Consider the following 26,275-nt stretch of genomic DNA (forward strand, 5'->3'; position numbering starts at 1 on the left):
TAAATAGATAGCCCTATTTAAAATTCTTTTTAATTTTTTTTTGTCTGTCACTATATACTTGTTTCATTAAGAAAATTAATATTGTTAAGGCAAATAGTATTAATAATCCTGTTACTAATAACTTAGCCCCACCAGTTAGCATTCCTCCAACATAAGAATAAACTATTGTTGCAGGCAATTGACCTAGCCCAGTTGCTATAAAGAATCCCCAAAACCCCATACCAGTTAATCCTGCTGCATAACTTACAATATCAAATGACATAAATGGTAAAAGTCTAGAGATTAATATACTTTGTTTCCCATATTTAGTAAAAAAAGTATCTACTTGTTCTAAACCTCTTCTACTAGTCAATTTTATAGCCACATCACGTCCTAGTATTCTAGCAATAAAGAAACAAACTGCTGCCCCTGCCATTGCACTTGACCATGATAATATAGCCCCTTGCCACCAACCGAATAAGTTAGCGTTTGCAAAAGTAATAAGAAAAGCAGGAAGAGGTGCAGCTATAGATTGAAATATCATTAACATGAATGATACTAGTGCTGCATAAGGACCATAAGATTCAACAAAGTCTCCTACCTTTGTAAAATCCCCTGATTTAAACATAAAAGCAATATTATCAATTGTTGTTTTTATAGATGGAACTAAAAAATAACTTAGTATACATATCAATAATAGAATTATAATTGCTATTTTCCCATAAACATTACTTTTTTTATTTTCCATAATTCGACCTCCTTATATAAATTTTTACATTTGTAAATTCATTTTATCATGTGCCATAAGTTAAATCTAATTATAAATTTTTATATAATTTTTATTATATAGTTTTTTTCTATAATGAAAATTATAATTCTCATTTTATGAAAGTTCACCCTCATTATTAAAGCCATCATATATATTTATCATTATTTGTAATCTTCTTATTGATAGTAAAAAAAGCATGCTAAAGTTAGCACGCCTAAACAATAATTTTATAAATTTTTAAAATATCTATTTTCTACCATATCTAAGAAATTTTTTGATAAGTAATCATCCAATTTTTTAGCTGTAAACTCATTTCTTATTAATTTATCAGGATCTTTATATTGAACCCAAGCCATAGCACACCAAGTAATTCCTCTTAAACACGTTATTGGAATATATAAATTTAATCTATTTGTTATGTCATTAGTATTAAAATTATTTCCAACAACTTTTATATATTCCTCAGTAAATTTTTCAATCTCTTCCTGTGATAAAATAACATCAGTTTTCCAAAATGTAGTTGTTGGTGCTAGAAAATGTCCTAAATCTTGTGCCGGCTCTCCTAATATTGGTTTTTCCCAATCTATTATATAATTATTACTATTTTCACCATTTATTAAGAAGTTACTTGAATTTAGCTCTGTGTTAATAATGCATCTTCTTCCCTTATAATCTTCTGTACTTTTTATCATCTTTTGCCCTAAGCTTAACATTCTTTTTATTTGTTTTTTCTTTTCTTCATCCCCCAATTCACTATTGTAGTAAGTTTGGATCATGGTTTCACATTCATCAATTATTGATTGTAGTGGATTTTTAGGACACAGTAAATGTGAGTTTTCTTCTAATTCCACACTGTGAATATCTCCTAAGCAATTTGCCGCTATATACAAATCTTTTCTATAATCTAAAGGATCACCTTGTAAAAAATTCATAACCAAAACACCATAGTCAAGGTGTTTCTTACTTCCATCTACATATATGGGTATTGGAGTTCTATTACTTTCTTTTAATTGCAATAATGATTTATATTCATATTCAATTTGATTGTTTAGGTTCATTTGACTTGCTGTATTTACCCTAAGAATCAAGCTATCATTAGTTACCGGATGAGCAAATAAATAATTTATATTATATTCACCTTGTGCAAGCAACTGAAAATCAATTTTACTATCTTTAGGAATATTTAATGCTTCTAAAAATTCTTGTCTCTTTACGTACTCTTCTAAACCGTTAATTGTAAACATCCTCTTTCGTACTCATCAATAACTTTAATAATATATTTTGATGTGTTCATATTTTTACTTATATTTTCTTTTTTTATCTCATTATAAAAATAAAATAAATCATCTTTTTCGTCTATATCAATATTTTTATTAGTTAAATCATAAGTCAAATTTGAATTTTTTATTGATGCTGTAGTATCATCTAATACATTTCCATAACCGTATTGAATATTTTCAAATACTGCTTTAGTAGTTTTTTTCATCCCTACTAAATAATATCCTTTGTCAACTGTTGGTCCTAAAACAATATCTTTATCTTTTAAAATTTCAAAAGCTTTTTTTAAATCTTCTTCTTTTAAAAATGGTATATCACTTCCTATTAATATACAAGATTTGTATTTTTTCCCCAGAACATATTCTATAGCCTTATACATCTTCTCACCTAAGTCTTTTCCTTCTTGAATTTTATACTTGAATTTATATCCAAAAATATCTTTCAGTACATTATCCTTATCTTCTGGTGTATAGAATATAAAAATATCCCTTTTTAATTTTTCACAAGTATATTTAATATCTTTTAGGAAGTTTTTGTGAATCTGTGCACATTGTTCTTTTGTTAGAAAGCTCTGTAGCCTTGTTTTTGTTTTTCCTGGTATAGGAACCCTTGTAAAAATAATAATTGCCTCTTTCATTTTATCACCTAATGTCTCTATATTCTTTGTTAATTTCATTTATATCTCTTCCACACAAATATTGAAGTTGTAGTTTTTGCATTTGAGTCATAGCCTTAAATATACCTTTGTCCAAAAATCTTCTAGATGAAGTTGTTATTTGGCTATCTATTTGTTTAAAGTAATATTTTTTTCTTTTCAGCATTAAAGAAAATTCTAAGTCTTCCATTATGGGTAAATTAGGCATTCCACCTATTTCTTGGAATAATTCTTTTGTTATAAATATTCCTTGATCTCCAAAGGCTATTTTTCTTAGTTTAACTCTTAAGTTAGACATATAACCACAAATCTTCATCCATATTATTTCATTATCAAATTTTAGTTTTAAACAGCCTAATTTACAACCTCTATCTATTTCGTTTTGAATTTTTATAATTACATCTTCTTCTATTACACTATCACAGTGAAGAAAAAATAGTACATCACCATTTGATACTTCACTCCCATAATTCATTTGGTTTGCTCTCCCCTTAGGACAATTAATAAGAGTAAATGTAGTTTTTATTAAATCTTTCGTTTTATCACTACTTCCTCCATCACAAAATATAACTTCAAAATTTCCCTTTAATTTAGCTAAATTGTCTTGAAGTTTTATAATGTTTTTTTCTTCGTTATAAATTGGAATTATTATTGAAATCATTCTTCCACCTTTAAAAATCTATTTTTTTCAATTGTAACAATAAAAAAAAATCTCGTCAAATAAAGAATGTGTACTTAATAAAAGCACACATTCTTTATTTTAAATATATATTATTTTTCTAGTTCATTTACTGCACACCATCTATAGAAAGACTCATCATAGTTTTGAGAATTTTCATATCCAACCATCTCAAGCACTAGTTGCATATATGCCGATCTAATTCCACCTGTACAATATGTAACTATTTTATCATTTTCTTTTAGCCCAGCTTTTTCAAACATAGCTTTTATTTCATCTACACTTTTTAATGTTGTGTCTTCATTAAATAAATCTGTGAATTTTATATGTTTAGCTCCTGTTAAATGTCCACCTTTAGCTTCTCCATATAAAGTCGCTCCATCATATTCTTTATCATCACGAACATCTATTACTACATACTCTTTATAATTTTTTTCTAATTCTTTTGTATTTATTACATGTGTTTCATCAATTTTATCTATCTTAACTTCTACTGAATCTAATTTTGCTAAATCGCCTTTTTCTACCCCTGACTTAATTAAGTAGTCATATCCACCATCTGCAATTTTAACATTTTTATAACCCGCAGCTATTAACTCCCAAGCTATTCTTCCATCTTCACCCCAGCCTTCTTGACTGCTTGCAAATAGTATTATTTCTTTATTTTTATCAAGTCCTAATTCTCCCAATCTTTTTTCAAGTTCACCTTTTCCTAATATAGTTCCCCACATTTCATCTCCAGGTTTTCCCTCTTCACAAGTAGCCAAATATTGCCATGTAGTTGTTATAGCACCTTTTATAGTACCTTTTTTAGCTACATCCTCACCTCTAGCATCTACTATTATTGTATTTTCATCTCCTATTTTGCTTTTTACATAATCAGCATCAACTACATACTCACCTTTAAAAGGTGTCGAAGCTTTTTCTTGTCCACTATTTTCTTTAACTTCTTTACTTTTACTGCATCCGCCTAATAGGCCTATACTTAAAATTGCAACTAAACTAATACTTAATAATTTTCTCATATGTAACCTCTCCAATTTTATAATTAATTTCCTTCTTTTATAATACTTATTGCGTGCTAAGCAATCAAATTGTTTTTTTCTATATATAACCTGTTATTATATGCTTTTTCTATAAGTGATACTAAAAAAATCTCATTGATGTATTGTCAATGAGATTTGAAAGTGACCCATCTGGGACTCGAACCCAGGACCCCCTGATTAAGAGTCAGGTGCTCTACCAACTAAGCTAATGAGCCATAAATATTTAATTACAAATTAATTATAGCTAACATTATTTAAAAAAGCTACCCTTAAATAATTATTTTATTATTAAACTTTTCCATATAATTTTTTTAATATAATTTTAATCTATTTATAAATATAATCAAAAAATGGAATTTACCATTTTTTGATTATATTTGATTTTTAACAGTAATTATTATATAGTTACTACTTTATAAACTATATTTAATCATTTCTTATTCAATAGTTTGTTGAACCAATAATTAACAATATGTTATTTTTAATTTATTTAATCTTCTTCTATTAAAGGAACTACATTTCCTCCATAGGGAATTATATATATCTCTTTATTTTGACAATTAATTTTATTTAACAACTCTTCAATATTACTTGAAGTTATTATGTTCATATCTCTTACCACGTCTGGATCTATGGAACTTAGCATATAAACATTACATTTTGCTATAGCCTCACAGGCTGCATAAAATATATACCCACCTATTGTAAAGTTTTTTCTAAGTTCTTCATCTAGTACTCCCCTTTTTAGTGGTTCAATCCAGTTAAAGAAATCCGGTGCTCCTCCACCTTCACTACACTCAGCAAGTAATATTAATGTGCCTCCCTTTTTTACTGCTCTAGTTGCATTAAATAAGGATTTTGTTGACTGATATAAGTTAATATCCTTTGGATATCCTCCACAACTGGCTATCACTATGTCTGCTTCTTTTTCTATTAGCAATCCATATGCATCATCTACATATTTGCAGCTTTTTAGCCATGCATCATAGAAATTGCCACATATTAATTTACTATGCTTTGATGATGAATTTACTACTATATTTATTCCAAAAGCTACATCTATCAATCTTGCGGCTTCATTCATATCTTCATTTATTGGGTTATGATTTAAAAGTCTTGTTCCAACCAGTGGATCTGATCGTTTTTCTGTTTTGCTTAAACTTTGTATATGATTTTGTTTTATTGTTTGTCTTCCAGCTACACCAGGTATTACACTTTTTCTACCTCCACCAAATCCTGCCATTATATGATGTACTGTACCTGTTATCATTATTACTTTTCGTCCTACAACTAAAGGATTAACATAAACTTTAGTACCTGAAGGTGTAGTCCCCACATTTATTAAATCATCTGCATCACAGTCATGATTTACAACTTTTACCTTACCATAAACTGACTTTGAAGCTAGTTGACAAAGTTCTTCTTCGCTTTGCTTTCTATGGCTTCCAAGGGCCACTACTACTACTATGTTCCCATACTTTACTTTTAATTCTTCAGTTAAATAATTTACTAATTGCTCACATATTAAATCTTGTCTTTGCCAAAATCGCGTTAAGTCGCTAATAACTATGGTCACTTTGTCATTTTCATCTATAATCTCATTTAAAGGCTTTGAGTTTATAACTTCTGTAGTTATTCCTTTTATAAAAGCTTCCTTCAAATTTTTTATTTCATCCATTGGCTTTTCTTTTAAAATATTTACTGATTTTGCTCCTTCTAAATTAATACTTATCTCTTCTTTTCCATATTTCAGTTCTACTGTATCCATATTCTACCTCCTCTATTTATATTTTGTGTATTCTATTATCAACATAACATTCTGTAATTTATTTTAAAAATCAATCTATTTTTTAATTTTTAATTTTACTAATCTATTTGTCTCTTACTAAATTCAAATTATCAATAATGTTTTCTTTATCATATATATTCACTTTATTTTTTTCCACTAGGCTTATTATTGTAAAAGTAATCCCACTAACTGCTATCATCCAATACCCAATATCTTTAAATATGTTATGAAGTGTTGGACATACTAACCATGATATTACAGCAAACACTGATGATAATATGGTGAAAAAACCTGCATTTTTACTTGCAAATTTGGGGCACCAAAGACCTGCTACTACTATTATAGAGGTTCCTATTGCCATAGATAGACATACTTTCATTGCACTTAGTATGCTACCAAGTTGCGATGATAATATATAAGTTAAAATTCCAACTGCTAATATTATCATTTTATTTATCATAAATGATTTATCTTTGAATCTATTTCCTGCTTTAGTTCTAAAAAATACATCATGACTAACTGTAGTAGAACATCCTATTAACATAGAACATGCTGTAGACATGTCTGCCGCCCATAATGCTGATAATGTAAGTCCTGCCATAACTGGTGGTAGACTCATTATTATCATAGGAAGAGCCTGGGTTGCTTCCACATTAGGAATTAATGCTTTAGATGCTATACCAAGCATTGCACATATAAACCCTATTGGTATCATTAAAATGGCTCCTATTCTAAAACCATTTACTGCACTTTTATCATCTTTAGATGTTAAACCTATTTGTACAGCTCCTTGTACTGAGTTTGTATTACCACACATAACTATCATCCATGCTATAATTGCTGGAATTCCCATTCCCGAAGTTAAGTTCATGTATGGTACATCTGGTGTTGATTCAGCCATAATTTGAGCTGCCTCCCATCCACCTTGGTAAAACAAAACCAATACTGCTGATGTTACTACTCCTATATAAATCAAAGAAATATTTAATATATTACTTACGCTTGCAGAGCCCATTCCTCCAACAAATCCTACTAGCATAAATATTATAAAAGAAAAGAATGTGGCAGTCTTCATATCAAATACATTTGGTAATAAACTAGACAATATTGATCCACCTGCTATATATTGAAGTGCTATAATTGTGCATTGAATTATTATCATTGCTATAGTCATCATTACTCCTGCTTTTTCATCATATATGCACTGAACTAGTTTTGTAACTGTACTAAATCCTGATTTTCTTAGTTTTTTTACTATGGTAAAACTTGCTATTATTGCACCAAATGCCCATGCTACATTGTACCAACCTGCTGACAAACCAACAGAAAATGCATTTTCTGCTATACCTATGGTTGATGCTCCACCTATTGCCACACCTGCTATTGTAACAGCTGTAACCAATGTACTATTTTTATTTTTATATAATAAGAAGTCATCTCCACCATCTTTTTTTGATTTAGTGGATACGACAACACTAATTACAAGTAGCATTATAACGTATAAAATAACAATTATTAATGGTATATTCATTTCAGTTTCCTCCTTTTAATAAAATAATTTTAAATGTTTTTGTAAGTTGTATTTTCATAAAGGTTGCAACTACTTTATTAAAATATACATACTAAGATTTTAATATTAATTTACGAAATATTCTGTATTTTAAGCTTAAAATTTATCATTTATTTCTTAGTGGTTTTCACAAAAATAAAAAAGCCCTCGTCCTCAAAAGGACGAGAGCTTATCTCGCGTTACCACCTTAATTTATAAGTAATTTACATTACTTACCTCCACAAGTACTCCTTAGAATACTTTGTCACTATAACGTGTGAATACGTCACATCCTACCAAGCTTTGCTCTTCAGTGTGAAGCTCAAAGATGTATTCATAATTAAATAAGTATGTACCTCTCATCAACCGGCAACTTTCTGTATACTTTTCTTTTAATTATTACTTCTTCTTATCATCGCTTTTGTTTTTTAGTTTGATTTAATAGTAGTTTTATTTTTTTGTATTGTCAACTACTTTTTTATAATTTCCAACTCAAATTTTATTTTTTAACAAGAACAATAAAAAACTTAGCACTTTTTAGCGCTAAGTTCTTTTTATATTAACTATATTTTATTGTAATAATTCAAAATATCCTGATGGATGGAAGAAATATATTGATCCACTATCTTTATCTACTAAGTAAGCTAAATCAGTTTCTATATTTGGTAAAAATACATATCCTCTTATTCCTTTTTTGTTCATTGCTTTAAAAGTATTTTCATTACCTTGGTATGTGTAAGTAAAGTCAACTTTTTCAACTTCTTTTAAATATTTATTTAAAACTGCTTCAGCCTGTGATTTTGTCATTCCTGTTTTAACTTCTTCTTTATCTTTATCATCTTTTACAACTGTGTTATTAGCTGGCTTAGTAGTTTCTTCTTTTTTAGTCTCAACTTTTTTAGCTTCTTCTTTTTTAGTCTCAACTTTTACTTTTGCTGGTTTTTTAGTTTTTACAGCCACAGTTTCAACTTTTGCTGGCTTTTTAGCTTCTTGTTTTTGTGTTGTTTTCTCTTCATTATTTTTTACAACTTCTGTTTTTGCAGTATTTGTAGCTTGTTCAACTTTTACTGGCGCTACATTTTCTTGTTTATTGTTTTGTGAAATTGCGTTTGCTATTGGAGTTATTAATAATACTCCACTTACTAATAATGCTATTGCGATAATTCCTTTTTTCATATTTCAACACTTCCTCTATAATATATTTTATAATTGCTTAAATATTATCTTTTATTTATACTATTATAATATCATTACCCCTTGAAAAATTACAGTTACATACTTGTTACTTTGTATTACAAAATAGTAACATAGGTAATTACAGATTGTTACTAATTCTCAATATTATGTAAGATTAAATCTCTTTATGTAAACATCTAAATGTTTTTGTTAATACTCTTTGCTACAAAGTTTTTAAATTAAAAAACAGAGTCTTATATTAAACTCTGTTTTATTATAAAAAATAAATTTTTTATTCTTTATTTAACTTTAGATACGTTTCTAAACCTTCTTTTAAAAGTGTGGCTGCCTTATGCAAATCCTTAGTGTTTAGAATATATGCCAGTCTTATTTCATCAACCCCAAGTCCAGATGTTTGATAAAATCCCTCAGCTGGACAAGGCATCACAGTTTCTCCATCTTTATCAAAGTCACTTAATAACCATTTAGTAAAATCATCTGCATTTTTTACTGGTAGTTTTGCTACTATATAAAATGCACCACTAGGTTTTTTACAAATAACACCTGGTACTTTTATAAGCTCATTGTAAAGCACGTCTCTTCTTTTTCTATATTCTTCATTAACCTCTGTTAAATAAGAATTATTTGTTTTGTAAAGCTCGATTGCTCCTACTTGTTCTAAAGTTGGCACAGATAATCGCGCTTGACATAACTTAAGTATGCCTTCCATAAAAGGCTTATTTTTAGAAGCTAATGATCCTATTCTCGCTCCACAAGCACTATAACGTTTTGATACAGAGTCTACAATTATTACCCTGTCCTTTACTCTTTCAATAGTACCCACACTAGTGTACTCACCATCATAGACAAATTCTCTGTAAACCTCGTCTGCTATTATCCATAAATTATGTTCAAGTGCTATATCTGCAATCATTTCTAGTTCTTCTTTTGTGTAAACTACACCCGTTGGATTTCCCGGATTAGAAAATAGTATAGCCTTAGTTTTATCATTAATTTTTGATACTATTTCATCTTTATTAGGTAAGTGGAATCCACTTTCAGCTAAAGTAGTAATTGGATTAATATTTACTCCTACAGATTTTGAGAAATTAAAATAATTTGAATAAAAAGGCTCTGGAACTAGTACATTATCTCCTTCATCACAAATAGTAAGCATGGTGAATAATAGTGCCTCGCTACCGCCATTAGTAATTAAAATCTCATCATTTTCAAAGTTTAAATTATAATTTGTATAATACTTTCTTATAGCTTCTATTAGCTCTGGTAAACCTTCTGATAAAGCATATTCTAAAACTTCACCTTTATATTCTCTTATAGCTTTAAAAAAACCTTCTGGTGTCATAATATCTGGCTGACCTATGTTTAGATGATATACTTTTTTACCTTGATTCTTTGCTTTTGCTGCAAAAGTTAATAATTCCATTATAGTTGATGGTGGAACTGATTGTATTCTTTTTGAAATATTCATAAATTATCCTCCTAACTTACTTCTTCAAACTTAGAATTTCCATATATCACAAATAATATTTTGTAAATAATGATATAAATAAAAAAAAAGCTAAGAATATGTAATTTACACATTCTTAGCTTTCTTTTATAAATTTTTTTCAAATTTTTCTATGTTCATTTGCAAATTATTTATTATGAATTCAATGCAATTATTATCAAAAGGAGATATTAAATTCCCAGTTTTAACTATTTGCATAAAAGACTGTTTTCCACCAACTTTACAAATTCTCAAATAATCTTCCCATCCTTCTTCTCTGCTTTCTTCCATTTTTTTAAGAAATTGAAATGCACAAATTTGTGCTAATACATAGTCAATATAATAAAATGGATCTTTAAATATATGTCCTTGTTTAAAGAACCAACATCCTTTTTCCAATATTTTATTTTTTTCATAATCTCTATGTGGTAAATATTTGTTCTCTAAATTGCGCCATACTTTTTTTCTTTCATCCTTACTCATATTAGGATTATCATAAACAATATGCTGAAACTCATCTACTACAACTCCATAAGGCAAGAATTTTATAGCAGAGCATAAATGAGCAAATTTATATTTATCCGTATCTTCTTTAAAAAACATATTCATCCAAGGATAAGTTATAAATTCCATACTCATAGAATGAATTTCACAACTATCTAAAGTTGGAAAGTTTATTTCTTGCATGTCTATGTGTCTAGACATAAATAGTTGGAATGCATGTCCTGCCTCATGAGTTAGTACATCCATATCTTCACTAGTTCCATTAAAATTAGAAAAAATAAATGGAGCTTTAAAATCTGGTATATATGTACAGTAACCTCCAGCAGATTTATTATGTTTAGTTTCTAAATCCATAAGATTATTTTCCAACATAAAATCAAAAAACTCTTTAGTCTCTTTTGATAATTCATTATACATTTTTATTCCATTTTTTATTATATAGTCTGAGTCACCCTTAATAATAGGGTTTCCATCTAAAAATTCTAGGTTTTCATCAATATAAGTTAATTTATCTAAACCTAATCTTTTGGCTTGTTTTTCATATAACTTATTACAAAGAGGTACTATGTATTCTAATACTTGTTTTCTTAAATTAACTATCATTTCTGGGTTATAGTCTGTTCTGTACATTCTTATATAACCTAATTCTGTAAAATTACTGAAGCCTAGCTTTTTAGCTATGTCATGTCTTATTTTTACTAATTTATCATAGATTTCATCAAATTCTTCTTCATGTGTTTCAAAGTAGTTATAATAAGATTTAGATGATTCTTCTCTAACTTTTCTATCTTGTGATAACATATATTTATAAAGACCAGATAAATTTAACTCTTCTTCATTAAATCTTATTTTTGCAGAGGCTAATAGTTTTGTATATTTGGACATTAGCTTATTTTCTTCTTGTAACTGTGGTATGATCTCTTTTGAAAAAGATTTTAAAGAGTATTCACATATTTTATAAAATTGTTCACTAAAGTCATTTATTATATTCTCTTTAAATTTAGAACTAACAATAGCATTATAGAAATCTGAATTTAATTCTGTATATAGTGGACCATATTCATCCCAATAACTTGTCTCTTTTTCATAAAACTCATCTGCCGTATTTATACTATTTCTTATTGAAGCAATAGTAGACATGGTTTCAATGTGTTTTCTAATATTATTTAAGTCCATTATATATCTATGTTGAACTTTATAGTCCTTGGCATATTTTATTTTATTTACTAAGTCTAAAAATGATTTTTTTATTTCTTCATAGTTAGGTCTTTCATATTTGTAATCTTGAAATTTCATTTTTGCCTCCTAAGTTTTATAATAGTTATAATTTATCATATACAAGGTTACTTTGCCAATTATTACATCTTTATCTAGTGATTTTTCTAGCTAAAGTAGCTGTCCAAACTCCTACCATAGTAACTCCTAATAACATTTCCACACATGAAAATAGTACACTATATCCTATGGGAAATATATCTCCATATCCTACTGTTGTAAACGTAACTAAACTAAAGTAAAAACAATCTATAAGATCCATATACATTAGTTTTCTAGGCAAATATGATAATATATTTAAATTATAATGAATTATTCTTTCATTTACACAAAGGCCAGAAAACATATATATTATAGAAAATATTAATACAATCTCTAAGGATGATATAAGAGCAAATGTTGGTCTTTCTCCATATCCACAAGTATAATAAAAAACATTTGATTTTAGCCTTTCTAATCCTTTTAAATATTTTCTTTCTGCGCATTTAGAAAGATAGTAATATTCTCCAGAATAATTAAATAATCTATTTTTTTCAAATACTGATGATATACTTTTATATGTTTTAAATATATTATAGTAAGAACTTTTATTCTTATTATTTAACTTTAATAAATCAATAAATGTATTTTCATCCACCTTACTTGTAAATTCATCTTCAAAAGCCAATATATTTATATCAGTTCTTATTATTTTCATAGATTTCAAATCACAATCTGAAAAAATTATATTTTCAATAGAGCATTTATTAAAAATACTATTTCTAAGAGTACTTAGAGAAAATTTAACTTCTACAAATTTAGTAAATTCAAATACGATATTTTTAATATTAGTGGTGTAAAAATTACAACTTTTAAATTCACATTTTTCTTTAAATAATGCTATAATTTTTTCTTCATCTTCAAAATTACAGTTATGAAAGTCCACATTATAAAATCTACAATTTTTAAATTCACTTCCAAAAAAAGTACAGTTTTCGAATTTAATATTATTAAAATTACATGCAACAAATTTACTAAAGTCTATATTTTTATTAGCTATACTTTTGTATATGTGTTTTGAGTCAAGACTTTTTGTTCCTATAGTTTTGTTTTTTATATAAGTAAAGGGGCTCTTTACTTCATCAATATTTAGAATTTCTTTATTATTACCATATATTTCACTTATCTTATCTTTATTATCACTTCTATAACTTAATATTTTTTTATTTATTTTTTCCTTACTTATCATAAGTCTTTCTTCTAATTCTATATTTATTATTTTTCTGTTTTTATCAAAATCATAAATTCGCATAATATCACCTTAATTTAAGTATTTAATATATATATTGATTTTTATTTTTTAAAATCCTTTATTGTTAGATATTTTTGTTTTTCATTTTGTAATAATATAAAAAAATTTTTAATATGTATTATATATAAAAATTTACTCCTTTAGAAAATTGGAGGGATATTATGAAAAAGGAAAATAAAATTTTAGAGGATAAATTACCAAAAAATTGTTGTACTTTTTGCTCTCACTTAAGTTTGGAAGGTCCTGACGAAAACTTTAGGTATTATATAAAATGTGTTATTAACAATAAAATTCCAAGACCAACAGACTGTTGTCAGTTTTTTGATCAAGAGCATACTAACCTAACAACTTGTGATTTAGATTATTTATATTTAGACTTTTTAGAAACTAGTCTTAGAGTTAAATATGAAGATTATCTTAACTCATTATATTGGCAATTATTTAAAGATAATATACTAAAAAAACACAACTATACCTGCTCTATTTGCAATAGTATTGAAAATGTAGATGTATATCATATAAATAAAAAGTTAGGCCGAGAAACAGATGAAGATGTGGTTGTTTTATGTAGTAAATGTTTTCCAAATAATAAAAAGTAATTGTATAAAATAATACAACTTACATATATTATCTTTAATATAGTTTGTTAAGGAGGTCTAAAATTGAATACTAGTTTAAGATGTGATGCAACTAGATGTATACATAACAATGATAATCATTGTTATGCTGGAAGAATAAGCATTGATGGTTTTCTTGCAGATGATATTGATGACACTTACTGTTCTACTTTTAAAGAAAAGGACTATCAACAGTTTACTAGTTCTATCTACGGTGAAAATAAGAATAAGTTAGATCCTACTACTATACAAAATATAAAATGCGATGCAATAAAATGTTCCTACAACGATAATAAGTATTGCACAGCAAAAAAAATTAAAATAAACAGCGGTAATGCTAGCTGTGATACATTTGTTGAAAATTAAATATTTAATATAAAATTTTTAAAATAAAAAGAAGCTACCTAACTGTAGCTTCTCTTTTTATTCTTCATCAGCTTCCATACAAGTTTCAACTTGAATGGAATTTCTATTTTTTAAAGATTTTATACTTTCAATAACACTTTGGTGAGTTAGTGATTTAGAATCAATATGACTTATTTTAAAAGCAATTTGTATGGCATAGCCCAATCCAAATCCACTTATTATTGTCCCAATTCCCACACTACCTCCTAAAAGCCAACCTACTATTAAGACTGTTAATTCTATAATAGTTCTTATCGTTCCTACAGATTTTGATGATCGTTTATTTATAGCTAGCATTAAACCATCTCTAGGTCCACTACCAAGAGCGGGTTTTAAGTAAAGTACAGTTGCTATGGCAGCTAAAACTATTCCTATTAGCATCATAAGAATACCAATAAATAAATTATTTGCATAAGGTACTATATTAAGACCTTCAAATATATCTAAAAAAATTCCTATAAGAAATACATTTCCTAATGTGGCAAATCCAATTCCTTCACCCATAAATGCATCAATTATTATAATTATAACTCCTACTCCTATGGATATTTGCCCCATAGTAAGACCAGTTTTTAAAGAAATTCCTTGATGTAATACATCCCAAGGACTTAGCCCAATATTTGCATGTATCATTACTACTATAGCTAGACCATATATTATAAATCCTAATAATAACCTAGCTGTAACTTTAATTATTTTGTTCATAATATTATTCCCTCCCTCTCAAATTAATCATAACAAATAAATACAAAAAATAGTATCTAATTTTAAATATAAAAATTCACTTAGTAAAAAAGACATATCAAAAGATATGTCTTTAATATATACTTTATTACACTTCACAATTTTCTACTTGTATTATATAATCATTACAATGTTTACATATTATTATGCTCACTATATAACTATCATCTACAATATTTGATCTTGATAGTTTGTTAAATGATTTGCCTTTATAATCTTTGTCTATAGTGCTTATAACATATTTTCCTTCCTTAGTGTAAATATAAAAATGATATTCTAAAAAAGGGAAAAATTTTTCTTTTTCTTTTATTCCTTTTAAACACTTTGGACATGCTTCTATATAAAACTCTTCATCAAATATTATTTCTTCTGGAGAATTTCTTAGCAATTCTATGATTAGATCCTTATCAATATCTTTAACAGGTTTGTCATCATCGTTGATTAATTCATCAAAATTTTCATCATCTAATATATATTCTTTTTCATCATAGTTAAATTTAAACATTTAGTCACCTCTTTTATTTAATATACTGTGGCATAAGAATAACTCATAGCCGTTTTATTTCAAGCCTTTGAAAAGCCATAAAATCATTATCACTCCTATCAAAACTTCATTGTGAATATTATACTTTCAAAATATTAAAACTAAGTAGATATTAAATTGAAAGATAAATTATCAAAATTTTTTCGTGCAATTTTTAAGGTTCTTAGCCTATCAAATATAGATGAGTACATACCTTCGATATATGGTCAGAAAGGGTACTCTAGGCACGCACTTTTTAAAAGTTTTGTAGTACTGAAATTACAATCAATTAATCAAAAATACAATAGCGAATCTGTTAATATTAGTTTCTGAACTATTAGTCGTAGGTACTAAACGTACCCATAAGTTAAATTGTGTAAATTAAAAGATATTAAAAATTTATTCTAATTCTTTGAATAATTTAATTTTACTACTTGAATTCTGTCCTTTTATAATTAATTCTTAACATTTTTTATCCTTATTTTTTAATATCAAGCTATTTAATTATGATTATATCTAATGTGATTTATTCATTTTATCATTATAAACACAAAATTACAAACTTCTATATTAAAATTATAGTAAAAATATGATGAAGATACAATTAATATGGTAAAGAAATGTAGAGTGAGTATGTCTATTTGCATTTAATTAGAACAATTGGTTAAAATAATAAAAAATATAAATTACAGTCTATAATGAAAAACCATACTTTAAAATACATTATTATTATAATCAAAAGCAATAAATGAATCTTTAATAAGGTAATATTTTAAATATCCACAAAAATAATAATTTTTAAAAATATCATTTAATAAGGAGGAAAGATTTTTATGCTTATAAAACAAACAAGACTTACAGAAGAAGCTAAAAAAAGTAGAGTACTATTAAACATTATAATTGCTATGATAATGGCATATATATTTATTCAAATAGGTGGGTTGGTAGGTGCAAAAATTGGTAGTTTTATTATAAATTTATTGGTGGTAAATGGATTTTTTGCTCAACATAAAGAATTAATAGGTGTACTTCAGGTAGGAATTATATGTGTGTTTTTGTTATCATCTGTATTTTTATGGGTTAAATTTATAGAAAAAAGAAAAATAATGTCTCTTGGATTTTACAGGGAAAATTGGGTTATAAAATATATAACAGGCATTTTAATAGGCTTAGGATTAATGAGTACAGTAGTACTGATATTATTTATGTTAGGTGATATAACAGTACAAACAAATAGTTTACATCCTGTAGGTATGGCTGCCTTAACAAATATTCCATTTGTATTTATGGTCTGGATGCTTCAAGGTGCAAGTGAAGAAGTTATAACAAGAGGATGGTTAATGAATGTATTAGGTGCTAAGTATAACATTACAGTAGGACTAATAGCATCAGCCTTATTATTTGGAGGAATACATTTAATGAATCCTAATGTAAACTATATAGCTTTATTAAATATTGTATTGATTGGTATTTTCTTTGGATTATGTGTTATATATACTAATAATTTATGGATAGTTTGTGGTATGCATAGTGCATGGAACTTTGCTCAAGGAAACGTATTTGGATTTGCAGTTAGTGGTAATGAAAGTAGTGCAGGAACGTTAATAGATTTAAGCTTAGTAGGAAATAAAAGCATTACAGGTGGAGAGTTTGGACCAGAAGCAGGTCTTGTATGTAGTGTTGTAATATTAATTTTTATATTAGTATTAGTGTTACTACAGAAAAAAGGATATTTTTCAAAATATGAGTAAAGCTTTAAATAAAAAATAGGTTGTATAAATGCAATTAAGGATGTGATATTTATCAAAATACCTCATCCTTAATTCTATTTTATACATTATTTACATATTATACTTCTATTTTTAATATAATCTCCAACTAAATGACCACATTCAGGGTATGTATAGATATCAACTCAACAATTAACCTAAGATCTGTGTATGTTAGTTTCTACACTATTAGCCGTAGGTACTAGATATACTGGTAAATTAAAAATAATATAAAAGAGCTTAGAAATCTATTATAATTTTCGAATAATCTAATTTTACTAATTGAATTCTGTCATTTTTACATACTCTTATTATCAATTCTTAACATTTTTTATATCCTTATTTTTTAATATCAAGAGCATAGTCTAAAAAATGCCAATAAGTTTTACTTATTGACATTTTAATTATCTAAGCAATTTCAGATTTAAAAGGTGTTGGGTCATTAAGTGCGTCCTTATATTCATCTTCACTTATATAACCTTGCTCATACATATGTTTTAGCACAACTTTTTGCCTTCTTTTTGCCTCATCATGTTGCATGTATTTTGCTGGATTATTTGTAATTCCTGCTAACATAGCACATTCACTTAAATTTAAATCTCTAACGTCTTTCCCAAAATAAACTTTTGCCGCATCTGCCACACCATAACTTGCTTTTCCAAAATATATATTATTTAAATAAGTAGACAAAATTTCATCCTTTGTCATTATTTTATTCATTTGCATGGCATTATACATATCTCTAATTTTACGCTTCATAGTCCTTTCTTCACTAGTCAGTAAGTTTTTAGACACTTGCATATCAATCGTACTTCCACCTTGTGTTGAATCTGATAAAACATTATTAACAACAGATCTAGTTAGGGACCTAAAGTCAACACCTTTATGTTTATAGAATCTCTTGTCTTCCGTTGAAACAATAGCGTGTTTTAAGTTGTCTGGAATTTCATTAACTGGAACCACATTTTTAGATACATAACTATTATAAATTAAATCTTTAGTAACATCGGGAGTTCCCTTTAGTGATACAGCTACTAATACAGAGGCAAATATACTTCCTATAAATGTTAGTATTAACAAAACAGTTAAACATTTTTTTATAAGACTATTTCTTTTACGTCTTTTTTTATCTCTTTTTTTATAGAATAATTCTTTCTCTAATTCAAAATTTTCATCTATTTCTTTTCTATTAACTCTATTGATTTCTTGTTTATTTTTAGTACTAACTGCATTTTGATTACTTTTATTTGAATTATTAGAACTAATTTTTTTTCGTCTTATTTTATTATCACTACTATCGTAATAGCTCATATATACCTCCTTACTTGTTAAATTAATTATACATTGTAAATTAAAATAAATCAAAGTACAAAATTGTAATATTACACTATGTCAATTGTAAGGTATAAATGATTAATATGTTGAAAAAAATCAATATTCAAACTATTATTTATTATTTTTATTAATATGTTAAATATTTATTATTTTTATAATCTTTTGTTTACTACAATCGCTTAAATTTTCAAAAACCACCTTTAGTGGTTTATTTTTTTTCTCTAATACTACTCCTATTGTCACTTTTTTTTGTTCTCCACTTCCTAATGTTCCTACAAATCCTAGGTATTTATTTTGGCTTTGTATAAATGTTTGTAGCTTTTTATTATCTTGATAAACAGAGTAATTTATATTAGATAATTCTACATCATCTAGTCCAGTATTAGTTATATCCATAGTAATAATAGAATACGAGTCATAAATTTCGTCTAAACTAATTGCACTATTTATTGTTTCCACATTTGTGATTTCTATTTTAATATCTTTGTCATTAATATTATTTACATATATTGAACTTTGAGATGGATTAATTTTATTAATAGAATAGGATACATTATTAAACGTAAATACTCCTATTAGCATTAATATATAAATTATTAGTTCTTTTTTCATTATACTCCTCCTTATTAAAAGTATTTTAACCAATATTTTCAAATATATTTCTTAACTAAAATATATTTTTTTAAAAACACTTGCATATTTTGTCGAATTTTGTTATTATAAATATACAGTTATTTCCCCAATAACTGATTACTCCCCAAACAAAATATATTCCCTAATAAACCCCTTTTTATAATATATTTTAATGAAAAACCCTACTTGAACGGATTAAAGTAGGGTTTTTTCATTTTCTTTTATAATTTTTCTTATTATTCGATATCCTTGCGCCTTGCTTTCTACTTCCATATTACTAGTTCCTTTTATAATATTTGATTCTATAAACCATATCTTATCCTCTCGCTTTAATATAATGTATTTATCATCTTTTATCCATGTAAAGTAGTCCTTGCTCCTTTTATCGTATCTCCAATCAAGATTTTCTTTAATTTTTGATAAATCATTTAAAATATCTAATATATTTTCATATCGTTCTTCTCTTTTTACTTGCAAACATTTTTCTATAACTTCAATTAAAGATTTAGGTATATGCGGCAAATATTTTTTTCTTACAGGAAATTTTCCCTTTGATATAGCAATTTTTAAATCATTTAAATTTTTATATCTTTTAAGTTGATTATTATATTCCTCATTTCCATTGCACATCCTATATAAGGTAGTTCCAACTTGATAAATATCAATACTACTATCAACAGTTGATGTAAAACACTGTTCTGGTGCTATGTGCTTATAATAAACATTTTTTAACTTACCACACCCATGAATATCAAGTCTTATGGCAGAACCAAAATCACCAAGTATGGCTTGATTATTATCATCTATGAGAATATTATTTGGTTTTATATCACAATGAATTATATTATTATCATGTACATAGTAAAGAGCTGAAAGAAAGTCTAAAGAGTATTTTATAATTTCCCTTACTGTTAAACTTCTATAATCCAATATGTGATTTAATGATCCTTTTTTATAATAAGGCATGGTTATATAAATGTACTCATCATCATAAGTTGCATAGTTAATTTTTATTATATTAGGATGATTCAATGAAGATATCTTTTTTGATTCTTCAAAATATTTATCATACTCTTTTAATTTTTTTTTATCTATTTGCTTTAATATCATCTCACAATTAAGCTGCCTATCTTCAACTATATATAAAGCTGAATTTACTCCTTCTGAATTAATCTTTTGTACTATTTTTAAATTTAGTTTTGGACTTATTTCCATAGCATTACTCCTTTACTCGAGAATAATTCTTCTAGAACTCCTTCCATTTTAACTGCTTCTACTATGTCCACACCTATATCACTATCCACTTCCAAACAGTATGATTCTATATTATACTGTTTTATTATGGTGCTTATTATTTTTTTTATATAGTATAATTTATCGCCCATACTAAAAGAAATAGGCAATATAATCTCATCATTTTTAATCTGTCTTCTCTCACTTTGATCATAGTAAACTATGTAAAACTTAACTTTATCTGTATAAATATTTACATAAATGTGATTCATATCTAATCCCCCTATTATTCCTACTAATATATACTATGAATCTATACTTTTATTGAACACAAAATTTACAATATAAAAAAGAGCCATAGGTTTATCTATAGCTCTTAGTCTTAATTACATGTTTTGTGGAAATACTTCATCTTTTATTATTAAGAATAATTCTGCTGTAGCCTTAGTATCACTATCAGCTCTATGTGCATTTTCATTGATGATATTATAATAATTACATGCAGTTTCCAGTTTTTTATTTTTCCCTTTATATGATTTACATTTTTTAAGCATTTCTAGGGTACATATATGATTATCTATTGGTTCTAAATTGTATTTTTGTAAATAATAATTTAGAAACTTCAAATCAAATTTAGCGTTATGCGCTATCATAACTCTATCACTCAAGAATTTTCTAAATCTTGGTAAAACAGTTTCTATGCTTTCTTCATTTTCTACCATCTCATTTGTTATACCAGTTATTTCTGTTATAAAAGAAGGTATAATTGTATCCGGTTTTACTAATCTTGAATAATTTCTTACTATCTTATTATTTTTTATTTCTGTTATACCTATTTCTATTATTTCACAACCGCTATATGGGTCTAGTCCTGTAGTTTCTAAATCTACTACCACATATTCTTTCATAAATACTACTCCTTATCCAAAAATATTATAAGTAATTTAATGGGTTTTGAGGAGTTCCATTTACTCTAATTTCAAAATGTAAATGTGGCCCTGTTGATCTTCCTGTTGATCCTATTTTAGTAACAACTTGTCCTTTTTTAACCTTATCCCCCACTTTAACTACTAAAGAGCTATTATGAGCATAAAGTGATACTAATCCATTATCATGTCTTATCATTACTGTATTTCCATAACTTCCTTGAACACCTGAATAAATTACAGTTCCACTAGCAACTGCAACTGCTGGAGTTCCTGTAGGCGCTGGTATATCTATTCCTGTATGTAATTTACTTACTCCCAACACAGGGTGTATTCTATATCCAAAAGGTGAAGATATTGTACTATGTCCAGGTACTGGCCATGATCCATTTGATATTACAGCATTTGAATTACCAGAATCCGATTTGTTAGAATCTGATTTGTTAGAATCTGATTTATTAGAATTTGATTCACTAGAAGTTGCTGCATTTTCTGCTGCTATTTTTTGTAGCTTTTCTTCTAACGCTTCCTCTTCATTAACTAATTGGCTCTTTAATTTTTTTAGCTCTGCTTTATCTTCCTCTAAGCTTTTTTTATCTTTCACTAACTCATCTTTAATTACTTTAGCTTCTTCTTTATTTTTATCTAATATTGTTTTCTTTTCTTCTATTTCACTCTTATCAGATTCTAAATCTTTTAACATTTGTTTATCTTGTTCTACAACTTCTTGCACTATATAAACATTATTTAAAAAGTCAGAAATAGAATTACTACTTAGTATAACCTTTAAATATCCTAATGTATAGTTACTATTTATAACTTTTAATCTGCCTCCTAAGCTTTCTTCATTTGAAGTTATATCTTTTTCTAATTTCTTAATGTCTTCTTTTAATTTTTCTGATTCATTGTTTATTGTTTCTATTTTTTTGTTTGCTTGATTAATCTTTTCTTCAACTTTTTCTTTCTTTTCATTTAAATTTTTTATCTTTACATCTAATTCCTCTTGCTTTTCTTGATTAGACTTTAGCTTACTTTCTGTATTTTCAGCGCTAACATATACCATGCTACTAGCTGAAAATAACATTGAGCAAATTAAAGCTGTTGATATTATTTTCTTCATATTTTCCCCCAAATTGTTTTATACTTTTAAATATTTTTTTACAGATAATCCACTTCCTAATATCCCTACCATTATTCCTGTAACAAATAATACTAAGACTAATAAGTATGATACACTTGAAAGAGGTAACATCATATCCCCAACAATTGAATTTAGAGATATTTGCATATTTTCAACTACATACTTATACATTCCTGTGCATATCCCAAGGGATATTAAAGAACCAAATAAGCCTATTATACATCCTTCTACTATAAATGGAGCTATAACAAATCTATTACTACCACCTATGTATTTTATAACTTGTATTTCTTCTTTTTTGCTATACACTCTAGCTTTTATTGTATTAGATATTAATACTAAGCAAACTATTAATAGGAATCCTATTACAATTCCTCCAAATTGTTTTACTGTATTAGATGCTGTTATAAAGTTTTCCATTATTTCTTTATAATATTGAACTTCTATAACACCTTTTATTTTTTCCATATTTTTAGCTAAAGTTTCTATTTCCTGAGAATCAGCAATAGTTACTATAAAATAGTCATCCAAAGGATTTTTCACTCCCTCTAACAACTCTTTGTCGTCTCCAAAGCTTTCTTTCATATCATCAAAAGCTTCATCCTTCGTTTGATATTTGACGCTTTCAACTCCATTTATTTTTTCTAATTCTGCTTTTACTTTTAACGTGTTATCTTCACTTAGTTTTGGATCTAATGCTACTCTTATCTCATTTACTTCATTTTGTGTTTGTTCCATAAATGAGTTAATGTTTAATACTATACATAACACTATTCCAAGTATAGCTAGAACTGATGTAACTGAAACTACAGAAATCAAACTCATAGTTTTATTACTAAATACACCTTTTAATCCTTGTTTCAAGCTATATGTTATTTTTGATATTATCTTCATTATTCACACCTCTTTGTGTCATAAATTATTTTGCCATTTTCAATTTTAACAATTCTCCTAGGAAATTCTCTTACTAACTCCAAATTATGAGTAGCCATGATTACTGTTATGCCTACTTTATTTATATCTTGTAATAGCTTCATTATTGAAATAGAATTGTCCATATCTAGATTTCCGGTACATTCATCGGCAATTATAATAGATGGCTTATTTACTAGTGCCCTGGCTATACCAACTCTTTGACACTCACCACCTGATAATTCATCTGGATATTTTTTATATTTATGTGCTATACCCACTCTTTCTAAAACATCCATAACCTTGGCTTTTATATTTTTAGGATTTTCTCCTACTACTCTAAGGGCTAATTCAACATTTTCATATACAGTTTTTTCTTTAATTAATCTGTAATCTTGAAAAACTATTCCTATATTTCTTCTGTATTTGTGTAGCATTGAGTTTTTTATATTAGTTATGTTTTCCTTATTAACTATAATCGTCCCATCTGTAACTTTTTCTTCTCTAGTTATTATTTTTAGAAGGCTTGATTTCCCTGCCCCTGAATGTCCTACTAAAAAAACAAATTCTCCTTTATCTATTGTAAGATTTATATCTTTTAGACATTTATTTCCGTCAGAGTATTGCTTCTCAACTTTTGTAAATTTAATCATTGTCTCAACTCCATATATTTTAATTTTAAGCATCTAATAAGTTACAATTTTGTTACTTTCTAATTCATTATATCATTTTTTTGTAAAATTTTGAGATAAAAAATGAAATTTTATATTTTTTGTAAAAAAAATAGCTTGAAACTTATTATAATTAAGTTCCAAGCTAGAAAAAACTATTTATTTTTTATCTTTTAAATAAATCAATCCATTACCTTGCACTGTTCTAGGATATCCTAAATTTTTTGTATACTTTATAAGCTGTGCATAAATCTCTTCTTGAGTTAAATCTCTTTGAAATTCTTCATGAGACCAATTTTTGAGTAATGCTAAACTTCCACTGACATGTGGAGCTGCCATACTTGTTCCGCTTAAACTTGCAAATTGATTATTAGGATAAGTAGATACTACATCCACCCCTGGAGCTACCAAATCTACTACCAAATTAGCATTTGAAAAACTAGCTGGAACTCCTTTTTTATCTACTGCACCCACTGATATTACATCTACATAAGATGCAGGATATGAGTATTCAAAATCACCTGAATTTCCGTCACCTTCATTACCAGCAGCACATACCACTAATATATTATTATTAACGGCGTGTTTTATTGATTTTTCAAGCTTTGGGTCATTGTTTGGCATACCAAGTGACATAGATATAATATCAACTTTTTTCTCCACAGCATAATTTATCGCATTAATAACCCAACTTACTTTTCCACTTCCAGTTTTATCAATAGCTTTTAAAATGTACAAATTAGCCCATGGAGCTACTCCAACTACTGTATTATTATTTCCATTTGCAGCTATAATTCCTGCCACATGAGTACCATGACCAACCCTATCAATTACTATATTTGGATTTTTCTTATCTTCATCTGTAAAATTTCTAACAAATGCAAAATTCTCTTTTAAGCTTTCATGGTCAATATCGCAACCTGAGTCTATTACTGCAATATTTATCCCTTCCCCTCTACTAGATTCACTCCACATATTTTTTGCTTGTATCATGGTTACTCCATAAGGTGTTTTTCCTGTATTTTTTACTCCTCTATTCATTATAAAAGGAATAAGTTTTACTTTATAATCATCATTTTGGTTTTTCATAATATTTCACTCCAATATTATTAAATTATATATTAGAAACATCCTTTACAAAATAAGATCTAATATTCTTAATAACTTCTTTTTCATTACTTAAATCAATATTATAAATATATTCCTCTTCCTGCCCTTCTCTTATATATGTGCCTTCGACAATAGTCCCATTTTCAATAATAACTTTCAAATATGAATTTTCTGGTAGATGGAACGTTCCTACTCTTCCCTTTCTATCTGCATAATACTGGCCAATATATTTGTAGTCTTCACAAGTATAAACTCCAATACCTTCCTTACATCCATTTTTAAAATCACCACTATAAAAGGATTTATCTGCGAATACATATTTACCTACACATTCCATTTTGTCGTTTTTCCACATTCCTTCATAAAGATCCTTATTGGCAAAGTAGCAAGTTCCAAGACCTTCTCTTATACCATTTTTAATTTGACCTTTATAAATATCTCCATTAGCATATCTTATTACATCCTCATCACTATTTATGTTGTACACCTTTGCATCTTCATTCCTACTATGTATATTAAACATATTGTACCTATTTTTAAGGAATGATTTTGTGTTTCTTCTTAATAAGTAATTAATAGTTTTTTTGCTCCCCACTACGGATGTTTTAATATTTTTTATATATCTAACTATTACCACTGCAATAACAATAAAAAATATTATTTTTATTAAAGTAGACATTTTTATAACTGTAGTTATAAACATACAACCTCCTCCTCTTACATAATCCTCTTTCTTATTTATATTTATCATACTTATTA

Annotated in this window: 26 protein-coding genes, 1 tRNA gene and 1 other annotated feature; of the genes, 3 read left to right on the forward strand and 24 right to left on the reverse strand. The window is 27.0% G+C overall.

Annotated features, from left to right (window positions below):
* Positions 1-13: 13 nt before the first annotated feature.
* The 12 genes from JW646_RS03010 to JW646_RS03065 form a co-directional block, all read right to left on the reverse strand.
* Positions 14-727, reverse strand: a complete 714-nt coding sequence (locus JW646_RS03010) for a TVP38/TMEM64 family protein (protein ID WP_074918372.1) — start codon at positions 725-727, stop codon at positions 14-16.
* Positions 728-975: 248 nt separating this feature from the next.
* Positions 976-1,992 carry a phosphotransferase family protein gene (locus JW646_RS03015; protein ID WP_228416570.1) on the reverse strand — a complete coding sequence of 339 codons (1,017 nt, stop codon included), beginning with the start codon at positions 1,990-1,992 and terminating at the stop codon, positions 976-978.
* Complete coding sequence (locus tag JW646_RS03020; protein WP_228416572.1) at positions 1,971-2,702, reverse strand: TIGR04282 family arsenosugar biosynthesis glycosyltransferase; 732 nt, start codon at positions 2,700-2,702, stop codon at positions 1,971-1,973. The genes JW646_RS03015 and JW646_RS03020 overlap by 22 nt, the downstream gene beginning before the upstream one ends.
* A complete protein-coding gene (locus tag JW646_RS03025) occupies positions 2,668-3,342 on the reverse strand; it encodes a TIGR04283 family arsenosugar biosynthesis glycosyltransferase (RefSeq protein ID WP_206924718.1) in 675 nt (224 codons plus the stop codon). The genes JW646_RS03020 and JW646_RS03025 overlap by 35 nt, the downstream gene beginning before the upstream one ends.
* Positions 3,343-3,452: 110 nt before the next feature.
* Positions 3,453-4,385, reverse strand: a complete 933-nt coding sequence (locus tag JW646_RS03030; protein ID WP_228416574.1) for a sulfurtransferase — start codon at positions 4,383-4,385, stop codon at positions 3,453-3,455.
* A 163-nt stretch (positions 4,386-4,548) separates the two neighbouring features.
* Positions 4,549-4,621 (reverse strand) — tRNA-Lys (locus JW646_RS03035).
* Positions 4,622-4,896: 275 nt separating this feature from the next.
* Positions 4,897-6,174, reverse strand: a complete 1,278-nt coding sequence (locus JW646_RS03040) for a nickel-dependent lactate racemase family protein (RefSeq protein WP_074918381.1) — start codon at positions 6,172-6,174, stop codon at positions 4,897-4,899.
* A 103-nt stretch (positions 6,175-6,277) separates the two neighbouring features.
* Entirely contained in the window at positions 6,278-7,726 is a 1,449-nt protein-coding gene (locus JW646_RS03045) for a sodium:solute symporter family protein (protein ID WP_228416576.1), read from the reverse strand.
* A 193-nt stretch (positions 7,727-7,919) separates the two neighbouring features.
* Positions 7,920-8,169, reverse strand: a binding site (T-box leader).
* Positions 8,170-8,314: 145 nt separating this feature from the next.
* Entirely contained in the window at positions 8,315-8,920 is a 606-nt protein-coding gene (locus tag JW646_RS03050) for a hypothetical protein (protein WP_074918385.1), read from the reverse strand.
* 292 nt (positions 8,921-9,212) lie between these two features.
* On the reverse strand, positions 9,213-10,409 hold the full coding sequence (locus JW646_RS03055; RefSeq protein WP_074918387.1) for a pyridoxal phosphate-dependent aminotransferase: 1,197 nt from the start codon (positions 10,407-10,409) through the stop codon (positions 9,213-9,215).
* Between the two features lie 126 nt (positions 10,410-10,535).
* Positions 10,536-12,227 carry a M3 family oligoendopeptidase gene (locus JW646_RS03060; protein ID WP_074918389.1) on the reverse strand — a complete coding sequence of 564 codons (1,692 nt, stop codon included), beginning with the start codon at positions 12,225-12,227 and terminating at the stop codon, positions 10,536-10,538.
* Between the two features lie 70 nt (positions 12,228-12,297).
* The gene (locus tag JW646_RS03065) at positions 12,298-13,497 is read right to left on the reverse strand and encodes an ion channel (RefSeq protein ID WP_228416578.1); all 1,200 of its coding nucleotides are present in this window, start codon (positions 13,495-13,497) and stop codon (positions 12,298-12,300) included.
* Between the two features lie 161 nt (positions 13,498-13,658).
* On the opposite strand from JW646_RS03065, the gene JW646_RS03070 reads away from it, so the two are divergent.
* Together JW646_RS03070 and JW646_RS03075 are read left to right on the forward strand one after the other, a co-directional pair.
* Positions 13,659-14,096, forward strand: a complete 438-nt coding sequence (locus tag JW646_RS03070) for a hypothetical protein (protein ID WP_074918393.1) — start codon at positions 13,659-13,661, stop codon at positions 14,094-14,096.
* A gap of 63 nt (positions 14,097-14,159) precedes the next feature.
* Positions 14,160-14,480, forward strand: a complete 321-nt coding sequence (locus tag JW646_RS03075) for a DUF1540 domain-containing protein (protein ID WP_074918394.1) — start codon at positions 14,160-14,162, stop codon at positions 14,478-14,480.
* A gap of 57 nt (positions 14,481-14,537) precedes the next feature.
* Here the strand turns inward: JW646_RS03075 and JW646_RS03080 are convergent, their stop codons facing one another.
* Together JW646_RS03080 and JW646_RS03085 are read right to left on the reverse strand one after the other, a co-directional pair.
* Positions 14,538-15,224 carry a YczE/YyaS/YitT family protein gene (locus tag JW646_RS03080; protein WP_228416580.1) on the reverse strand — a complete coding sequence of 229 codons (687 nt, stop codon included), beginning with the start codon at positions 15,222-15,224 and terminating at the stop codon, positions 14,538-14,540.
* A gap of 127 nt (positions 15,225-15,351) precedes the next feature.
* Positions 15,352-15,768: a DUF3785 family protein gene (locus JW646_RS03085; RefSeq protein WP_148557886.1), complete on the reverse strand. Its 417-nt coding sequence runs from the start codon at positions 15,766-15,768 to the stop codon at positions 15,352-15,354.
* An 851-nt stretch (positions 15,769-16,619) separates the two neighbouring features.
* Here JW646_RS03085 and JW646_RS03090 point away from each other — a divergent pair.
* Positions 16,620-17,537 carry a CPBP family intramembrane glutamic endopeptidase gene (locus JW646_RS03090; RefSeq protein ID WP_228416582.1) on the forward strand — a complete coding sequence of 306 codons (918 nt, stop codon included), beginning with the start codon at positions 16,620-16,622 and terminating at the stop codon, positions 17,535-17,537.
* A 426-nt stretch (positions 17,538-17,963) separates the two neighbouring features.
* Here JW646_RS03090 and JW646_RS03095 read toward each other — a convergent pair whose 3' ends face one another.
* The 10 genes from JW646_RS03095 to JW646_RS03140 form a co-directional block, all read right to left on the reverse strand.
* Positions 17,964-18,866: a transglycosylase domain-containing protein gene (locus tag JW646_RS03095; protein WP_148557888.1), complete on the reverse strand. Its 903-nt coding sequence runs from the start codon at positions 18,864-18,866 to the stop codon at positions 17,964-17,966.
* Between the two features lie 159 nt (positions 18,867-19,025).
* Positions 19,026-19,502 carry a hypothetical protein gene (locus tag JW646_RS03100; RefSeq protein WP_228416584.1) on the reverse strand — a complete coding sequence of 159 codons (477 nt, stop codon included), beginning with the start codon at positions 19,500-19,502 and terminating at the stop codon, positions 19,026-19,028.
* Between the two features lie 216 nt (positions 19,503-19,718).
* The gene (locus JW646_RS03105; protein ID WP_148557890.1) at positions 19,719-20,738 is read right to left on the reverse strand and encodes a serine/threonine-protein kinase; all 1,020 of its coding nucleotides are present in this window, start codon (positions 20,736-20,738) and stop codon (positions 19,719-19,721) included.
* On the reverse strand, positions 20,729-21,028 hold the full coding sequence (locus tag JW646_RS03110; RefSeq protein WP_074918405.1) for a hypothetical protein: 300 nt from the start codon (positions 21,026-21,028) through the stop codon (positions 20,729-20,731). The genes JW646_RS03105 and JW646_RS03110 overlap by 10 nt, the downstream gene beginning before the upstream one ends.
* A 114-nt stretch (positions 21,029-21,142) precedes the next feature.
* Positions 21,143-21,664 carry a 3'-5' exonuclease gene (locus JW646_RS03115; RefSeq protein WP_148557891.1) on the reverse strand — a complete coding sequence of 174 codons (522 nt, stop codon included), beginning with the start codon at positions 21,662-21,664 and terminating at the stop codon, positions 21,143-21,145.
* Between the two features lie 25 nt (positions 21,665-21,689).
* On the reverse strand, positions 21,690-22,802 hold the full coding sequence (locus JW646_RS03120) for a murein hydrolase activator EnvC family protein (RefSeq protein ID WP_228416586.1): 1,113 nt from the start codon (positions 22,800-22,802) through the stop codon (positions 21,690-21,692).
* A gap of 18 nt (positions 22,803-22,820) precedes the next feature.
* On the reverse strand, positions 22,821-23,717 hold the full coding sequence (gene ftsX, locus JW646_RS03125; protein WP_148557893.1) for a permease-like cell division protein FtsX: 897 nt from the start codon (positions 23,715-23,717) through the stop codon (positions 22,821-22,823).
* Positions 23,717-24,388: a cell division ATP-binding protein FtsE gene (gene ftsE / locus JW646_RS03130; RefSeq protein ID WP_139216770.1), complete on the reverse strand. Its 672-nt coding sequence runs from the start codon at positions 24,386-24,388 to the stop codon at positions 23,717-23,719. Before ftsE ends, ftsX begins: the two co-directional genes overlap by 1 nt.
* A 177-nt stretch (positions 24,389-24,565) precedes the next feature.
* Positions 24,566-25,495 (reverse strand): S8 family peptidase, encoded by a 930-nt coding sequence (locus tag JW646_RS03135; protein ID WP_228416587.1) that lies wholly within the window; start codon positions 25,493-25,495, stop codon positions 24,566-24,568.
* Between the two features lie 25 nt (positions 25,496-25,520).
* Complete coding sequence (locus JW646_RS03140; RefSeq protein WP_228416588.1) at positions 25,521-26,219, reverse strand: MORN repeat-containing protein; 699 nt, start codon at positions 26,217-26,219, stop codon at positions 25,521-25,523.
* Positions 26,220-26,275: the final 56 nt, after the last annotated feature.

Source organism: Terrisporobacter hibernicus (assembly GCF_020809405.1).
Lineage (GTDB): Bacteria > Bacillota > Clostridia > Peptostreptococcales > Peptostreptococcaceae > Terrisporobacter > Terrisporobacter petrolearius.

What these genes read in the sequence shown, in the direction of transcription:
- JW646_RS03085 (WP_148557886.1), bottom strand. Translation starts at nt 15,768, where the DNA reads ATGTTTAAATTTAACTATGATGAAAAAGAATATATATTAGATGATGAA.
- JW646_RS03025 (WP_206924718.1), bottom strand. Translation starts at nt 3,342, where the DNA reads ATGATTTCAATAATAATTCCAATTTATAACGAAGAAAAAAACATTATA.
- JW646_RS03015 (WP_228416570.1), bottom strand. Translation starts at nt 1,992, where the DNA reads ATGTTTACAATTAACGGTTTAGAAGAGTACGTAAAGAGACAAGAATTT.
- JW646_RS03120 (WP_228416586.1), bottom strand. Translation starts at nt 22,802, where the DNA reads ATGAAGAAAATAATATCAACAGCTTTAATTTGCTCAATGTTATTTTCA.
- JW646_RS03065 (WP_228416578.1), bottom strand. Translation starts at nt 13,497, where the DNA reads ATGCGAATTTATGATTTTGATAAAAACAGAAAAATAATAAATATAGAA.
- JW646_RS03135 (WP_228416587.1), bottom strand. Translation starts at nt 25,495, where the DNA reads ATGAAAAACCAAAATGATGATTATAAAGTAAAACTTATTCCTTTTATA.
- ftsX (WP_148557893.1), bottom strand. Translation starts at nt 23,717, where the DNA reads ATGAAGATAATATCAAAAATAACATATAGCTTGAAACAAGGATTAAAA.
- JW646_RS03100 (WP_228416584.1), bottom strand. Translation starts at nt 19,502, where the DNA reads ATGAAAAAAGAACTAATAATTTATATATTAATGCTAATAGGAGTATTT.
- JW646_RS03105 (WP_148557890.1), bottom strand. Translation starts at nt 20,738, where the DNA reads ATGGAAATAAGTCCAAAACTAAATTTAAAAATAGTACAAAAGATTAAT.
- JW646_RS03060 (WP_074918389.1), bottom strand. Translation starts at nt 12,227, where the DNA reads ATGAAATTTCAAGATTACAAATATGAAAGACCTAACTATGAAGAAATA.
- JW646_RS03090 (WP_228416582.1), top strand. Translation starts at nt 16,620, where the DNA reads ATGCTTATAAAACAAACAAGACTTACAGAAGAAGCTAAAAAAAGTAGA.
- JW646_RS03010 (WP_074918372.1), bottom strand. Translation starts at nt 727, where the DNA reads ATGGAAAATAAAAAAAGTAATGTTTATGGGAAAATAGCAATTATAATT.
- JW646_RS03045 (WP_228416576.1), bottom strand. Translation starts at nt 7,726, where the DNA reads ATGAATATACCATTAATAATTGTTATTTTATACGTTATAATGCTACTT.
- JW646_RS03050 (WP_074918385.1), bottom strand. Translation starts at nt 8,920, where the DNA reads ATGAAAAAAGGAATTATCGCAATAGCATTATTAGTAAGTGGAGTATTA.
- JW646_RS03055 (WP_074918387.1), bottom strand. Translation starts at nt 10,409, where the DNA reads ATGAATATTTCAAAAAGAATACAATCAGTTCCACCATCAACTATAATG.
- JW646_RS03030 (WP_228416574.1), bottom strand. Translation starts at nt 4,385, where the DNA reads ATGAGAAAATTATTAAGTATTAGTTTAGTTGCAATTTTAAGTATAGGC.
- ftsE (WP_139216770.1), bottom strand. Translation starts at nt 24,388, where the DNA reads ATGATTAAATTTACAAAAGTTGAGAAGCAATACTCTGACGGAAATAAA.
- JW646_RS03140 (WP_228416588.1), bottom strand. Translation starts at nt 26,219, where the DNA reads ATGTTTATAACTACAGTTATAAAAATGTCTACTTTAATAAAAATAATA.
- JW646_RS03115 (WP_148557891.1), bottom strand. Translation starts at nt 21,664, where the DNA reads ATGAAAGAATATGTGGTAGTAGATTTAGAAACTACAGGACTAGACCCA.
- JW646_RS03110 (WP_074918405.1), bottom strand. Translation starts at nt 21,028, where the DNA reads ATGAATCACATTTATGTAAATATTTATACAGATAAAGTTAAGTTTTAC.
- JW646_RS03095 (WP_148557888.1), bottom strand. Translation starts at nt 18,866, where the DNA reads ATGAGCTATTACGATAGTAGTGATAATAAAATAAGACGAAAAAAAATT.
- JW646_RS03040 (WP_074918381.1), bottom strand. Translation starts at nt 6,174, where the DNA reads ATGGATACAGTAGAACTGAAATATGGAAAAGAAGAGATAAGTATTAAT.
- JW646_RS03080 (WP_228416580.1), bottom strand. Translation starts at nt 15,224, where the DNA reads ATGAACAAAATAATTAAAGTTACAGCTAGGTTATTATTAGGATTTATA.
- JW646_RS03070 (WP_074918393.1), top strand. Translation starts at nt 13,659, where the DNA reads ATGAAAAAGGAAAATAAAATTTTAGAGGATAAATTACCAAAAAATTGT.
- JW646_RS03020 (WP_228416572.1), bottom strand. Translation starts at nt 2,702, where the DNA reads ATGAAATTAACAAAGAATATAGAGACATTAGGTGATAAAATGAAAGAG.